We start from the raw sequence: 14,870 nt of genomic DNA, 5'->3' as shown, positions 1-14,870 counted from the left end.
GCCGTCATAGCCGGCAAAAGCAATAATTCCTGCCATAGAGATAAATGACGCAGCACTCATCCAGTCGGCAGCCGTAGCCATACCATTTGCAAGCGGAGAAACACCACCACCGGCAACATAAAATTCTTTTGTAGAGCCAGCTCGGCTCCAAATTGCGATCCCTATGTAAAGGGCAAAGGTTACTCCTACGAGTATATAAGTCCACATTTGAACATCCATAATATTTTCTTTAAGTAACTACTCTTTCTAGAGCAGTAGGTTTGTTTTAGTTGATTTGATTGATGTGATTACGCTTTCGCGAAAGCGTAATTAAAAAAGCTCGATTGATACTATTTCTCGTCGTAGCCGTATTTCTTATCCAGCTTGTTCATAATGCGTACATAGATGAAAATGAGCACCACAAAGACGTAAATAGAACCTTGTTGAGCAAACCAAAATCCGAGTTTGAAACCACCGAGCCTGAACTCGTTTAAAGCATCCTTGAATAAAATTCCAGCACCGTAAGAAACGGCAAACCAGATACCGAGCAGTATGAAGAGGTACTTGATGTTCTCTTTCCAGTAGGCTGTTGCGTTAGATTGTTTATCTGACATAATTTTTTGTTTTTAAGATTTATAGGTAAATCATGGCTTGTAGGGTCACAGTACCTACAGCGTCTAGATTTCCATATTTTTGATTTGCATATTCCAGCGACAACTTAGAGTGGTGACCACTGAAGTAAAGATTTCCTCCTAATCCAAATCGGCTGGCGTTATCATCAATAGCATCTATGCTACGGGAAGACGCTGATAAGTATGGTTGAATTTTGAGTTTATCATTTTCACTAGGCAATACATAACCTACGTGAGCATAAAGCATGGAGCCTGTCTCGTAAGTTTGACCTAGTGTGAAATTAGTACCGTAATCGTTGTTTTGGTAGGTCGCATAAGCAGTAATCGCAGCTCCTTTATCTCCTACTGGCGCATCATAAAATGCGTCTACAGCAAAAATGGCAACATCTTCACCTTGAAAATCATTATTTCCATCTAGTGATACGCTACCATTAGGATGATAGAAAAAACCAGCTCCTACATTAAAAACTTTTTTACTACCTAAATAAGAGCCTACTTTGTATGGTAAAAAGTTGCTTTCTTGGTCTGCAAAGTGATAGTCAAAATATCCTGCAAAGTTTTTACCTGCATCTTTGCCTCCTAAAATTTCACGACCGTTATAAGTAGCGTTATCTATTCCTGGAACTCCACCTGCGTCTAGTCCGTTTGTGAGTGATTCATTAATAGAAAGTCTATATTGTAATCTATCAAACTTTCCTTTAAAATAAACTCCCATGTGACGAGCAAACTGATCGCTCAATCCTATGGTCGCCCAGCTCTGGCGATTATTATCTAAGGTCAACATATTTAACGTACTCTGATTATTTAATCGCGAAATACCGTTCCAATAATGCAATCCACCACCTATGGCATGGTTATCATTGAGTGACCATTCTCCCCATACATCGTGAAAGAATAGTTGCGAACTGTCACCTTTTCCCACGGGATGCAAATTGCCGGCATTCTGGCTGTTTAGACCGAAATGAGTTAGGATTAGGAACTTTTTAGAAACTTGAGCGTACATGAGGACACGAGCTCTGCGTACAGAGAAGTTTAAATCGCTTTCTTCATTCCCAAAACTATTGAGTGTTTCATTATCTGAATGCTGTGCCCAGAATTGTGCCCATGATATAATACGGAAGTATTTTGAGCCACTTTCATTTAGTTTCACTTTCATTCCGCCAGTATACTCGGTAGAGCCTTGAGCAAATCCAAGACTGGTTGCGAGAAAGAAAAATGCTAGTAAAAAAGAATACTTGTTTTTCATAAGATGTTGTTATTAAGGTTCGTTGGTAGGTTAAAATAAGTAACCTTAACCATACTGCTAACCTCTACAAAATCTTATGTTAATAAAAATTTAATATACTTTTGTGCTAATAGGTATACTTTTAATCTCTAAAGCGTTCCCATTGAATCAGCATAAATTTATCTCCAAGCTCTGTAACTACTGCTCCTGCGCCTTTAATGTTTGTAGAATCTGAGAAATAAATACCTAGTTCTGTAGCGTTTAAAATTTTATAAGTAGGATGGTATTTTGTATTGCTAGGTCTTTTGATATTGTACTTTTTTACCCAATTAAGAACACTTACGTGAGAGATTCCAAGAATGCGTTCTATTTCTCTATAGGACAGTCCTTCTAGATACAACTGCAAGGCTTTATTAACATAGTAATCATCAATCTTTTTCCCTATTTTATCTACGGTAAAATAGTAATTACAGTCTTTACATTTATAGCGCTGACGTCCATTTATAATACCGCTTTTGATCTGATTTTCAGACGAACAGCTAGGGCAAATCTTCATAACTATATAAATTTAGCATAAATATATCAATTTACCACAATAATTAATATGGTGGTTATATAATTTATTAAAATGATTTCATTTTTAATTGAGAACTAGAAATGTGAGATAATTATAAAATTGTTGCTTTCGCGAAAGCGAAATAAGAAACCGATTCCTTAATTAAGAGAAAACAGTCGGTTTATATAGGAGCTGGGTGCACATTCTGTTTAACTTATTAAGGTTTAAATTGCGGTTAGTCTAGTTTATAGTTAATGTTTTAATAATCAGTTTATAAAGTCGTGTTATTATTTGAGATTCTTTAATCTATTGTAATTAGATTAGTTATAACTAAATAAAACATATTATGAAACTTATTAAAAAAATTGGGCTGCTTGCCTTAAGTGCATCATTATTTATAGTGTCTTGTAAAGATGAAGTTGCTGAGAAAGAAGCTGAAAAAATGAAAATGGAACAAGAAATGAAAGCTAAAAAAGCAGACTCTCTTGCTATGGTAGAAAAAGAAAAAATGGAACGCGATGCAACTGCTGTAAGTATTAATGGAGCTTTAATGTATCCTGATATGACTATAGTGGAGAATGCATCAACAAGTAAAGATCTTTCTACACTAGTTACAGCAGTTTCTACAGCAGGCTTAGTAGGAACTCTTAATAGTGAAGGTCCTTTCACAGTGTTTGCACCTACAAATGACGCATTTGCAGCATTACCTGCTGGAACTGTTGAATCTTTACTAGAGCCAGAAAACAAAGAAAAATTGAGTGGTATTCTTACTTATCACGTGGTTTCTGGAAAAGTAATGGCTGGAGATCTTTCAAAAATGATAGAAGATGGAAAAGGAAGTACCACCTTTACAACTGTAAATGGTAAAAATCTTACTGCAATGCTAGTAGATGGAAAAGTAACTATTAAGGATGCATTAGGAGGAACAGCTACCGTTACTACTGCTGATGTAAAGCAATCTAATGGAGTAGTGCATGTAATTGATCAAGTGCTATTACCATCTAAATAAAAAATAGACATTATGAAAAGCGGCATTCTTTAATAAGAATGCCGCTTTTTTTATCGCTTTTAATTAAGTAAAATAGGTTTTCCTAAACCTAGTTTTTCTAGTTTATTAAATTGAGTGTTTTTATCACCTACTATTAAATATATCATTTTATCTGGTTTTATATAGTCATTGATAAGCCTCTTCATTTCATTAACATTCAAACTTGTTACTTCTTCTTGTCTTTGAATTGCATAATCTACAGGTAAATTGTTTTCATCAATATTGGTAAGCATTCTAAGCTTTGCAGATTGAGATTCAAAGGATCTTGCACTAGACTTAATTAAATAACTCTTTGTAACTTCCATGTCGTCTTCAGTAAAGGAAGAACCATAATTAGATAGAATCTCTTTTATTAGAGCGGTAGACTCAAAAGTTACATTAGATCTTACTCCACTATTTATTACGAATTTACCTGCCTTCGGTGAGCTGTTAAATGCTGATCTAATTCCGTATGTATATCCTTTTCCTTCTCTTAACTCTTGGGTAAGCTGGGAAGCAAAACCACCACCACCTAAACGATAATTTAATATTTGAGTTTTATAAAAGTCTTCATGATCAGATGTAACGGTGGCATTTCCAAAAGTTAGAATACTTTGCTTTGCATTAGGGACGTCATAAAAATATATTTGTGGTGCAGTCAATTCTGGAAATGATGATATTGTAGGTAGTGTAACATCTCTTTTAACCCAATTTTCGTTAATGTTTTGCAATGATTCTATCACCTTCTTTTGATCTATAGCGCCTACAATTTTAAAGCTCGCCAGTTGTGGTGTTATGTACTTTGTGTAGTAATCCTTTAGATCTTCTAGAGTGATATTTGCGACACTTTTTTCTGTTCCCAGATTGTTTTGTGCGAGTATATGATCCTTACCGAAAATCAATTTATCAAATTCATTACTAGCTATCGCTCGAGGGCTTGCTTTTTGCTGCTGAATTCGACTAATAGTTTGTTTTTTAAGTAATTCAAACTCATCTTTATCCCAGCGAGGTTCTAGAAGTATCTCACTTACTAAACTCATTACCTTATTATAATTTCTAGATAAAGAACTAGCATTAACTGATAAACTTTCATCACTGGCGCGCACTGAAATAGATGCGCCTAATTGTTCTATTGCCTCTTCTAGTTGAGCTGGAGTACGATTCATAGTACCTTTATTCATAAGTTGTGCTAGCATGTTAGAAACTCCTGTTTTTTCTATTTCTTCAAATAACATTCCTCCTTTAACATCTAGTTGCAATTGGACTAAAGGAATCTCGTTATCCTCAATTCCCAATACTTTTAAACCTGAATCTAATTTGTCTTGGTAAACGCTTGGAACTTCTAGGGTAGGAGCAGCACCGTATTCTGGTTCTATAGAGCGGTCAAAGCTGGATGGACTACGCTCGTAAGTTGCAGCAACACTGGTATCAAAAGATTCTTCTGCACCTTCTATTATTTTTTCTTCTTTTACTTTAGCTTCTTTAGAATTTACAATGGCTAGTTCTGTTTGCCCTTTAGGGACAAAACTGGTCATAACATAAGATTTGTCTTTAATGTATATGTTATATGCATTTTGCACATCTTCAACTGTGACAGCTTGCATATTTTTCACATCTTCAGACAGAAAACCGGCGTCGCCAGCTAAAATTTCATATTGTGTTAGCTGAAAACCTTTACCTAACACACTTGATAATCCTTGGTAAAATTCAGTTTCCTTTTTAGTTTTAATTCTATCTAGGTCGTTTTGAGAAATTCCATTTTCTTCAAATTGTTTTAATGCTTTATAGACACTCTCATACACGCTATCAAGATCAACATTATCATAAGCTCGAGCAACTATTGAAAACTGACCAGCTAATTCTGAAGTGTAATGATATGCCCTAGCTTGATCTGCCACTTTATCTGTTTCAATAACAATTTGATTAAGTGGCGCTTTTTTACCTCGTGAAAGATAAGTGCCCAATATATCTAAAGCATATGAATCCTTATGATAGTTTACTACTGTAGGCCATGTTAGATTAAGTCTAGGAGTTTGCGCAAAATTATCTTCATAAAACAATTTTTTAGAAGCGGTTAATTCAATAGGTTTTACCTGTGCTTTTTTAACTTCTTTACCTCTTTTTATCTCGCCAAAATATTTCTTTACCCATTGCAATGCTTGAGTTTTATCAAAATCTCCGGCTATAGTTAATACAGCGTTATTAGGAGTGTACCAATCATTATAAAAATCCTTCACATCTTGAAGTGAAGCGTTTTGAAGGTCTTCTAGTGAGCCTATCACTTGCCAGTTATATGGATGTCCTTCTGGGTATAAATTCTTTCCTATTACATAGGATTCATGACCGTAAGCATTATTATCTACACTTTGACGTTTTTCATTTTTCACTACTTGCTTCTCTTTAGCAAGAACTGGTTCAGTAACGGTATTTATGAAGTAGCCTAATTTGTCTGCTTCAGCCCAAATCATTTTTTCTAACGCATCTTTAGGAACCGTTTGATAATAATTAGTAACGTCTCTACTGGTCGAGCCATTTGCACCTGAACCACCTATTCTTGCGCTCATAGCATCGAGTCCACCTTTGCCTAGATTTTCTGATTCTAGAAATAACAGATGCTCAAATAAATGTGCAAATCCTGTTTTGCCTTCTTTTTCTCTAGCACTTCCTACATGAGCAGTTAAGGCAACTGCTACCACAGGATCTGATTTATCTTCATGAAAGATAACTGTAAGACCGTTATCTAATGTATGTTTTTCAAATGGGATAGATATATCTGTAGCAACATTATCAGAGGTATTGTTATCTTTTTTACCATCATCACATGAAATAAAAATAAAAGCAATAGAGAAAATTATTATGCGATAGGAGTGTTTCATATTTTTAAAATTGTGTTCCATATATAATTGTAAATATAACGGTTATTAATAGACACATTTTAAAGTTTGATTCAGAAAATAGGGCATAAAAAAACCGCCTTTATGGCGGTTTTAAATCATCTGATTTTTTGATTACAAATCTTTAACGTCAGCAACATCTTCTAAAGATTTCACCTGGTTTAATGTGGAAGAAATCTCATCTTTTTGGGCTTCAAGAATAGAAACTACTGTAGGTGGTAGTTCGTTTTTATGTTCTAGCACCTCATTATATTCTTTAATTGCTGATTTTTCACCAGTAATACACTCTTCTAAGATAGCCTCATCTGTATTGAGACTTAAAGCTGCTTTTATATTCATCCAGCTACGGTGAAGATCTCCAGCCATAGAACCATCGTTCTCAGGTGTTTTATTCATATTTTTCATTTCTCCAGCAAGTGAGGCAGCAAATTCAGTACGTCTTGCTCCTTGATGTGCTAGCCATCTTTTAAGTTGTACATGCTCTGTAACTTCAGCAGCGTTTGCATAACCACGCTGTGCGTCGTAAGTTTTTTCTAATAAATCGTTGAGGTATTTTTCAGTCTTAACAGTTTCCATTGGTTTTATTTTTCTTTCAATATAAGACCGTTATCAGAAAATCATTCTTAAAAAATTGTGAGTTGAGATATGTTTAACGATTATAGAAAAGAAGCGATAATTACAAAACAAAAAGCGATAACCCTAAGGATTATCGCTTTTCAATAGTCGTTATTTTAAAAATTATTTCTCGTTTTTTAACTTAGATAATTTATTGCGCTCATCTTGCAACTGTCGTCCTAATTTTTGCTCTTTCTCAATAGACTTACGTCTTAGATCTTCTAATTCTTCTTCTGTAGATTGTAATTGTTTTTGAGCGGCCTTAGTAGTTGAATTACTACTCTTATATCTCATACTCATAAATACGAAAAGGAAGCCTAGAACTCCTACAATGGACCAAACAATGGTGTTGTAAACTCCTTTATTAGTTTGAATACCTAAAAAGTTCATAGAATCTTTTTCGGCATTTACACCGGTTAAACTAGCGTTTGTTTCTTCAAGCTCTTGTTCTAAAGCTGCAATACGGCTGTCTTTAGTTTCAATAGAGCTCTCTAATCCTGTGATCTTGCTGTTTAATTGATCTATGTGTTTATTTGTGTTTCTACGTAATGTATTAATTGCATTTTGCTTAATAACCTTGTACTCTTTAAAGTTATTTGCATCATTCATTAGCGTTTCAAACTGTGTGTCGATGCTTTTTAAACTATCGTTTTGCGCTATTGTATTGTAGCTTATTATTAAAAATAATGGTGCTAAAAAAAATCTCATTCTTTAAGAGGTATCTTTATGTTGAACTTATGGAGGCTGTGAAGCCCGTAAAAAACTATTCCGTCATTTATCGAGAATGTTGCTCTAGATCTAGAACGTTCAATTTATATTGTTAATTGTGGTAATTCCGCTTTCGCGAAAGCGATATTATAAAAAGCCTCTTGTTACAGAGGCTTTATTAATAATATCATTAAAATCTAGTCGTCATTTATAGTGGCGAGAAACTCCTCATTATTACGAGTTTGCTTAATTTTTTGTGAAATGAATTCCATTGCCTCTACAGGATTCATGTCTGCAAGATATTTGCGTAAAATCCACATAAATTTCATGGTTTTCTCGTCTAATAATAAATCGTCACGACGTGTTGATGACGATGTGAGGTCAATAGCAGGGAAGACGCGACGGTTAGATATATTTCTATCCAGTTGAAGCTCCATGTTACCAGTTCCTTTAAATTCTTCAAAGATTACCTCGTCCATTTTAGAACCAGTTTCTGTTAACGCTGTTGCAATGATAGATAGCGATCCACCATTTTCTATATTACGAGCAGCTCCAAAGAAACGTTTAGGTTTATGTAAAGCATTTGCATCTACACCACCAGAAAGTACTTTACCGCTCGCAGGTTGAACCGTATTATAAGCACGAGCAAGACGTGTAATGGAGTCAAGTAAAATCACGACATCGTGACCACATTCTACCATACGTTTTGCTTTTTCAAGAACAATGTTAGCCACTTTTACATGGTCATGTGCTTCTTTATCAAAAGTAGATGCAATAACTTCACCATCTACATTACGTTGCATGTCTGTTACTTCTTCTGGACGCTCATCTATAAGAAGTATAAGCTGATATACTTCTGGATTATTTGCCGCAATCGCGTTTGCAATATCCTTGAGCAACATGGTTTTACCTGTTTTAGGTTGTGCTACTATCATACCACGCTGTCCTTTACCTATAGGAGCAAAAAGATCCATAACCCTTGTAGAGATACTTGCTCTTCTACCGGCAAGATCAAATTTTTCTTCTGGGAAAAGAGGTGTTAAGTGCTCAAAAGAAACACGATCACGCACTACCTTAGGATCTAATCCATTGATTTGTGAGATCTTAATTAAAGGGAAATATTTCTCTCCTTCTTTAGGAGGACGTACCATACCTAATACTGTATCACCAGTTTTAAGACCGAAAAGTCTTATCTGGGATTGCGACACATAAATATCATCTGGACTGGCTAAGTAATTGTAATCACTACTGCGCAAGAAACCATAACCATCTGGCATCATATCTAGCACACCTTCACTTTCTATGATTCCATCAAATTCAAAATCAGGATCGCGGTAACGGTTGCGATTATCTTTATTACCTTTAGGTACGTTAGGTTGATTATTGTTATTGCGAGAATTCTTCTGACGGTTATTGCGGCTCTCATTTTTATCGCCGTTGTCTTTGGTAGAGTTATCCTTAGCTTCTGCAGGTTCTTTAGAGTTGTCCTTTTGTGAGTCAGACTCTTTAGTTTTGCTTTTAGTGGTTTTTTTATCCTTTCTAGGTCTAGGATTAGGTCTACTAGGGTCTATACGTCCTTTGAGTGTCTCTTCTGTAATGACAAAGTCTTCTTTGTCATCAGACTTTGATTCTTTATTAGTCTCTTTTTTAGGAGCTCTAGGCTTGCGTTCTTTCTTAGGAGCAGGTTTTTTAGGCGCGGCTTTTTTAGCTGGTGCTTCTTTTTTATCCGTCTCTGGAGCTGCGTCTATGTCGAGGCTCTTAACCACATCAGGATTTTCTGCTTGTAGGTCTAAAATTTTATAAACCAAGTCTAACTTGCGTAATGATTTTATTTTTGGAACATTAAGACCTTTTGCGATTTCCTGTAACTCAGGAAGTTTTTTTGATTTTAAATCAGCTATTTGAAACATATAACTTTAGTAAATGTGTAAATTGTTTTCAGGAGAAGTTTAAAGTTCAAAACTTATGAGAAAAATTTTAAACTGCTAGGTAACCTATAAAGAGTTAGTTACCTTTTGTGCACTGCAATGATACATTAAAAAATTAATATCTCTTGCTCTTTTTGCAGCTATTGTTATATTTTTGCTCTGCTTTTGAAAAATTGCAAACATGATACAACGTATTCAAACAATATATTTATTTTTTGCTGCTTTAGTTTCTGGAGTCCTTATATGGATTGTAGAGCATTACATAGATGGTGAAGGAAATGAATTTGTAGGTATGGATAGTGGCTTGTATTATGGTATATTTGTTTCTAGTGCAGTTTTATCGTTAATTGCTATTTTCTTATTTAAGAATAGGCAATTACAAACTGTGGTAAACAGATTAAATTTGTTATTGAATCTTTTTATACTAGGAGTTTATGTATATCAATCTCTAATGATGTCTGGAGAAACGGCGGTTTCTGAGAAAGGCATTGGGATGTTCATTCCTATCCTATCTATCGTTTTAATCGTCTTGGCTAACAAGGCAATAAGAAAGGATGAACAACTCGTAAAATCTGCAGATAGATTACGATAAACGCAAAAATCTTAGTAATATTAGTGAGAAATCCTGTAAGGCGCCACCTTGCAGGATTTTGTTTTTTAAGAAGTTTTTCTTTTTATCTCGCTTTCGCGAAAGCGGATTTTACCCACCACTTTATTGATAGCAACTAGTAATTTGAATTAAAAGATCAAATATGGAATTTATCGATCTTTCTCAATTACCTCTAAGTTTGAAATTTTACCATCATTAATCTCAAATCGAAGCATCGTACGTTTTTTATGAAATCCATGCATACCTATCGCTCCTGGATTCATGTGCAGGCAATTGATCTTTTTATCGTTAACTACTTTTAATATATGACTGTGTCCACAAATAAAAATATCTGGCGCATTGTCATATATTTCTGGTCGTACACGCTGGTTGTAGCGACTGGGATAACCACCTATGTGCGTGATCCATATATCCATTCCTTCACAAGTAAATCGATTGTGCTCTGGAAACTGCATTCTTGCTTTATCGTCGTCTATATTTCCCCAAACAGCTCGCAAGGGTTTAAGCGCCGCAATTTGATCTGTAACTTTAAGATCGCCTATATCGCCAGCATGCCACACTTCATCGGCTTGTTGGACATATTTTAGGATAAAATCATCTATGTGGCTATGAGTGTCTGAGAGAAGTAATATTTTCATTTCACAAAGATAGCTAGTGAAGTAGTGAGTTTTGAGCTGTGAGCTATGAGTTTTTGATAAGGAGATTTTTAATATTCATTCAGTGGATGATAATGATCTATTCCATTGATAAAAAATTTTCACGCCATTCTCTGAACTCCTTAGTCAAAATTCTATCTTTGCTTTAATGCAAGAAACTTCACGCTATTTTATGGAGCTAGCTTATGATGGTACTAACTATCACGGCTGGCAAAAACAACCTCACAGTATATCTGTTCAAGAAGTCATTGATGATGGACTTAAAAAAATGCTGCGTGAAGATATACGTATTCAAGGAGCAGGAAGGACTGATACTGGAGTACATGCTGCTTATATGGTGGCTCATTTTAATTACTCTGGAACACTAGATATCGAGCACTTAATTTATAGGTTGAACCGCTGGATACCTAAAGATATTGCTATTTATGATATCAAGCCAGTACAGGAAACTGCACACGCGCGCTTTCATGCTACAAAGCGTTCCTACGAATACCATTTTTTATTAAGACCTGATCCATTTCAAGTAAATCAAGCTTATGTTCTTTTTAGAGAACCAGATTTTAAATTGATGGAACAAGCCGCCTCTATATTGCTAGAGTACAAAGACTTTGAATGCTTTTCTAGAGTAAATACAGATGTTAAAACATTTCTTTGTGACCTCACTGAAGCCAGATTTGAATTTAAAGATCACAAAGTCATATTTCATATTACTGCAAATCGTTTTCTACGTAATATGGTGCGCGCGATTGTGGGGACTTTATTAGAAATAGGTTACGGTAAAAGGACTGTAGAAAGTATGCATGATATCATTGCTTCCAAAGATAGAAGTCAGGCTGGAGCTAGCGCTGCTGCCTCCGGTTTATTTTTGACTAAGATCGAATATCCCAAAGAGCTTTTCTTATGAAGTCTAAGGTGCTTTTTCAAGAGTCTCAAAAGTTCCATCAATGGTGGATATGGATAATATTAATAGGTCTAGTAATTGTAGCTGCATCGACGTTTGATTATTTAGAACCGTTGAAAAATCAGTTGACAGTTGATAAAGTTATATTAACTATAACTGCTATAGGGATTTTGGTTTTATTTTTGACATTGCGATTGAATACGAGAATCACAGAAGAAAAAATAGAAATACGCTTTTTTCCCTTTGTTAGAAAAGACTTTTACTGGAAAGATATGACCAGTGCTCAGTTAATCGATTATGGTTTTGTAGGTGGTTGGGGAATAAGGATCTGGACGAGCTATGGAACTGTTTACAATGTAAAAGGTTCTCAAGGTCTTCACCTCAAAATAGCCGGTAAACAGTATGTAATCGGTACTCAAAAACAAGAAGAATTGCGATCTAGTATCGCACATTTACTTAAATAATTATGGCTTCAACTACAGGAAACGCATTTAACATGTCTCTATTTAAGAGACTGCTTTCTTATACAAAGCCTTATAAATTAACTTATTACTTTGTGGCATTAAGTGCAATTTTGATTGCTATTGTCGCCATCGGGATGCCTTATCTGATTAAAGTTGCGATCGATAATCATATAGTGCCACAGGATTTTAATGGTTCACAAACAATTTTAGGTATTGAGTATGGTGGTTTTATAGGTGTAATAGGTTTAATGATAGGAGTACTCATTGCAGATGTTTTGCTGCAACTCAGTTTTATTTATTATGCAAACTGGTTAGGACAACAAGTGATACGTGATTTACGTGTGAAACTCTTTAAGCACATGATGGGTTTCAAGATGCAATATTTTGATAAAAGTGCCGTAGGTAAATTAGTAACCAGAGCTGTAAGTGATATAGAAACCATCGCAAGTATTTTTTCCCAAGGACTTTTTGTTATTATATCAGACTTGCTCAAAATGATAGTCGTTCTAGGTTTTATGGCGTTCTCAAGCTGGAAGCTGACCTTAATAGCTCTTATTGTCATGCCATTTATTCTTTATGCTACGCGTGTTTTTCAAAAGGCTATGAAAGTCGCTTTTGAAGAAGTGCGCACACAAGTGAGTAACCTAAATTCATTTGTTCAAGAGCGTGTTACAGGTATGAAAATCGTTCAGATTTTTAATCGAGAAAAAATAGAATACGAGCAGTTTAAACAGATTAACGATAAGCATAGAAATGCTTGGGTAAAAACAGTATGGTACAACTCAATTTTCTTCCCTATTGCAGAGATGGCTTCTAGCATCACCATAGGTCTTATCGTTTACATAGGAGTAGTTATGAATATAGGGACTCAAAATGCTGCATTAGTGGTAGAAATAGGTACTATAGTTATGTTTATTGATTTGTCACAAAAACTATTTAGACCATTGCGTCAGATCGCAGATAAATTTAATACGCTGCAAATGGGAATGGTTGCTGCAAATCGAGTTTTTGGAATCTTAGATACAGAGTCACAAATTGAAGATGAAGGACAACTAATCGCGGCCGATTTAAAAGGTGTCATTGAATTTAAAAACGTAGATTTTGGTTACGTAGAGAATGAATTAGTTTTAAAGAATCTTAGCTTTGAAGTGGAAGCTGGAGAAACTGTCGCTATAGTAGGTGCTACAGGAGCAGGAAAGTCTACGATCATTAATCTGTTATCTCGGTTCTATGAAATTAATAATGGAGAGATTTTGATTGATTCCGCTTCCGCGAAAGCGTACCAACTTTCATCTCTTAGATCACAAATAGCAGTGGTGCTTCAAGATGTTTTCTTGTTTGCAGATACTATTCTCAATAACATAACACTTCAGAATCCAGATATAACTGAAGAAGATGTAATTGAAGCTGCTAAGAAAATAGGCGTTCATAAATTTATCATGACCTTACCTAATGGGTACCAATATAATGTAAAAGAAAGAGGAGTAATGCTTAGTTCAGGACAGCGCCAGTTGATTGCGTTTTTAAGAGCTTATGTGTCTAACCCTAGTATTTTAATTCTTGATGAAGCGACTAGCTCTGTAGATGCATACAGTGAACAATTGATTCAAGATGCTACTGATATCATTACCGAAGACCGTACCTCAATAGTAATTGCACACAGACTTGCCACGATCAAAAAAGCCGATAAAATCATAGTTATGGATGCTGGTGAGATAGTCGAAATGGGAACACATAACGAGCTTCTTGAAAAAGAAAACGGTTATTATAAAAACCTTTACGAGGTACAGTTTTTACAACAAGAGGTAGCTTAAATTATTCCAGTCGCTTTTGCAATGATGGTACCTATTAAGATTATTATAAAGAAAACAATGCTTAAAGCCACTAGCAATGTAATAAAAACTACTATTGACACTAGAGTTTTGAGCAATACACTCTGATTATCTAATCTAAAACACCTTTTATAACAATACATGTTATAGACATACATTAATGGCAGTGTTACCGCTCCTAGATACATAAAATAATCAGGTAGCAATAGAACAACTAAAATAGAAAATGGGGTTGTTACAATTACAGAATGTCCATAAGTATATAAGTAGAAAACCACTTGTTCTGTAAAATTAAAATATCGTTTATTGTAAAAAGTGATTCTTGCTACTAATGCTAAAAATGGTATGGTAAGTAACAAGAAAAAACCTTGAAATTCAAATACTTGCTTAGATAAGTTTTGAGCATTAGCAAGATTTTCTAGAGCAACTTCTTCTGGCATACCCATTTGACTATAGGCATCTAGTGTAGCTTCAGATTGTTTGCTGATAATTTGATCGAGAACTCCTGTGTTTTTCAATACGTACGTGTAAATACCAGTAAAAAATAGTGCTACAAGTAAATATCTTATGGCATCCATGTAATTGACACGGCGGCCGTTCATATAACCTAAAATTACGGCCTCTGGCTTTTTAAATAAGTCCACAAATGTTCTCACAAACTTTGTGTCAAAACCTAGGTACATGTCAGCAAAGTCATTACCTACTTGTTTCATTGTTATACGATTCTCTAACCATTTACAACCACAATTTGCACAATGACTTTTACCAGCATAAATAAGCTCGTTACAATTTTTACAACTTCTTTCCATAGCTTTAATCAATAGTAATTGTTTTGAGTAGTTC

The 14,870-nt window shown here is 34.9% G+C and carries 14 protein-coding genes and 1 pseudogene; 5 read left to right on the top strand and 10 right to left on the bottom strand.

Features of this window, described 5'->3' with window-relative positions:
* From A9Q93_RS00825 to A9Q93_RS00810, 4 genes and pseudogenes are all read right to left on the bottom strand, one after another.
* Positions 1-219 (bottom strand): annotated as a pseudogene (locus A9Q93_RS00825) (cation acetate symporter); the annotation flags it as partial.
* A 110-nt stretch (positions 220-329) separates the two neighbouring features.
* On the bottom strand, positions 330-593 hold the full coding sequence (locus A9Q93_RS00820; protein WP_303685482.1) for a DUF4212 domain-containing protein: 264 nt from the start codon (positions 591-593) through the stop codon (positions 330-332).
* A gap of 19 nt (positions 594-612) precedes the next feature.
* On the bottom strand, positions 613-1,857 hold the full coding sequence (locus tag A9Q93_RS00815) for a hypothetical protein (RefSeq protein WP_303685481.1): 1,245 nt from the start codon (positions 1,855-1,857) through the stop codon (positions 613-615).
* Between the two features lie 121 nt (positions 1,858-1,978).
* Entirely contained in the window at positions 1,979-2,392 is a 414-nt protein-coding gene (locus A9Q93_RS00810; protein WP_303685479.1) for a helix-turn-helix domain-containing protein, read from the bottom strand.
* 508 nt (positions 2,393-2,900) lie between these two features.
* On the opposite strand from A9Q93_RS00810, the gene A9Q93_RS00805 reads away from it, so the two are divergent.
* The gene (locus A9Q93_RS00805) at positions 2,901-3,401 is read left to right on the top strand and encodes a fasciclin domain-containing protein (protein ID WP_303685483.1); all 501 of its coding nucleotides are present in this window, start codon (positions 2,901-2,903) and stop codon (positions 3,399-3,401) included.
* Between the two features lie 59 nt (positions 3,402-3,460).
* Here the strand turns inward: A9Q93_RS00805 and A9Q93_RS00800 are convergent, their stop codons facing one another.
* From A9Q93_RS00800 to rho, 4 genes are all read right to left on the bottom strand, one after another.
* Positions 3,461-6,295: a pitrilysin family protein gene (locus A9Q93_RS00800; RefSeq protein ID WP_303685477.1), complete on the bottom strand. Its 2,835-nt coding sequence runs from the start codon at positions 6,293-6,295 to the stop codon at positions 3,461-3,463.
* Positions 6,296-6,427: 132 nt separating this feature from the next.
* Positions 6,428-6,889 (bottom strand): PA2169 family four-helix-bundle protein, encoded by a 462-nt coding sequence (locus A9Q93_RS00795; protein WP_303685476.1) that lies wholly within the window; start codon positions 6,887-6,889, stop codon positions 6,428-6,430.
* A 162-nt stretch (positions 6,890-7,051) separates the two neighbouring features.
* A complete protein-coding gene (locus A9Q93_RS00790; protein ID WP_303685475.1) occupies positions 7,052-7,636 on the bottom strand; it encodes a hypothetical protein in 585 nt (194 codons plus the stop codon).
* A gap of 197 nt (positions 7,637-7,833) precedes the next feature.
* Positions 7,834-9,546 (bottom strand): transcription termination factor Rho, encoded by a 1,713-nt coding sequence (gene rho / locus A9Q93_RS00785; protein WP_303685474.1) that lies wholly within the window; start codon positions 9,544-9,546, stop codon positions 7,834-7,836.
* A gap of 199 nt (positions 9,547-9,745) precedes the next feature.
* Here rho and A9Q93_RS00780 point away from each other — a divergent pair, with 199 nt between their 5' ends.
* Entirely contained in the window at positions 9,746-10,156 is a 411-nt protein-coding gene (locus A9Q93_RS00780) for a DUF4293 domain-containing protein (protein ID WP_303685473.1), read from the top strand.
* A 167-nt stretch (positions 10,157-10,323) separates the two neighbouring features.
* On the opposite strand, the gene A9Q93_RS00775 is transcribed toward A9Q93_RS00780, so the two are convergent.
* Entirely contained in the window at positions 10,324-10,812 is a 489-nt protein-coding gene (locus tag A9Q93_RS00775) for a metallophosphoesterase (RefSeq protein ID WP_303685472.1), read from the bottom strand.
* 166 nt (positions 10,813-10,978) lie between these two features.
* On the opposite strand from A9Q93_RS00775, the gene truA reads away from it, so the two are divergent.
* Genes truA through A9Q93_RS00760 form a run of 3 tightly spaced genes read left to right on the top strand, consistent with a single transcriptional unit; the run spans position 10,979 to position 14,009 of the window.
* A complete protein-coding gene (truA, locus tag A9Q93_RS00770) occupies positions 10,979-11,734 on the top strand; it encodes a tRNA pseudouridine(38-40) synthase TruA (protein ID WP_303685471.1) in 756 nt (251 codons plus the stop codon).
* Positions 11,731-12,195 (top strand): hypothetical protein, encoded by a 465-nt coding sequence (locus A9Q93_RS00765; RefSeq protein WP_303685470.1) that lies wholly within the window; start codon positions 11,731-11,733, stop codon positions 12,193-12,195. The genes truA and A9Q93_RS00765 overlap by 4 nt, the downstream gene beginning before the upstream one ends.
* A gap of 2 nt (positions 12,196-12,197) precedes the next feature.
* A complete protein-coding gene (locus A9Q93_RS00760) occupies positions 12,198-14,009 on the top strand; it encodes an ABC transporter ATP-binding protein (protein WP_303685469.1) in 1,812 nt (603 codons plus the stop codon).
* Here A9Q93_RS00760 and A9Q93_RS00755 read toward each other — a convergent pair.
* The coding region (locus A9Q93_RS00755; protein ID WP_303685468.1) for a DUF3667 domain-containing protein at positions 14,006-14,870 on the bottom strand (865 nt) is incomplete at its 5' end. The genes A9Q93_RS00760 and A9Q93_RS00755 overlap by 4 nt on opposite strands.

It is taken from the genome of Nonlabens dokdonensis (assembly GCF_002162835.1).
In the GTDB taxonomy this organism is placed as follows: domain Bacteria; phylum Bacteroidota; class Bacteroidia; order Flavobacteriales; family Flavobacteriaceae; genus Nonlabens; species Nonlabens dokdonensis_B.
This window is presented reverse-complemented; position numbering and strand designations above follow the sequence as displayed.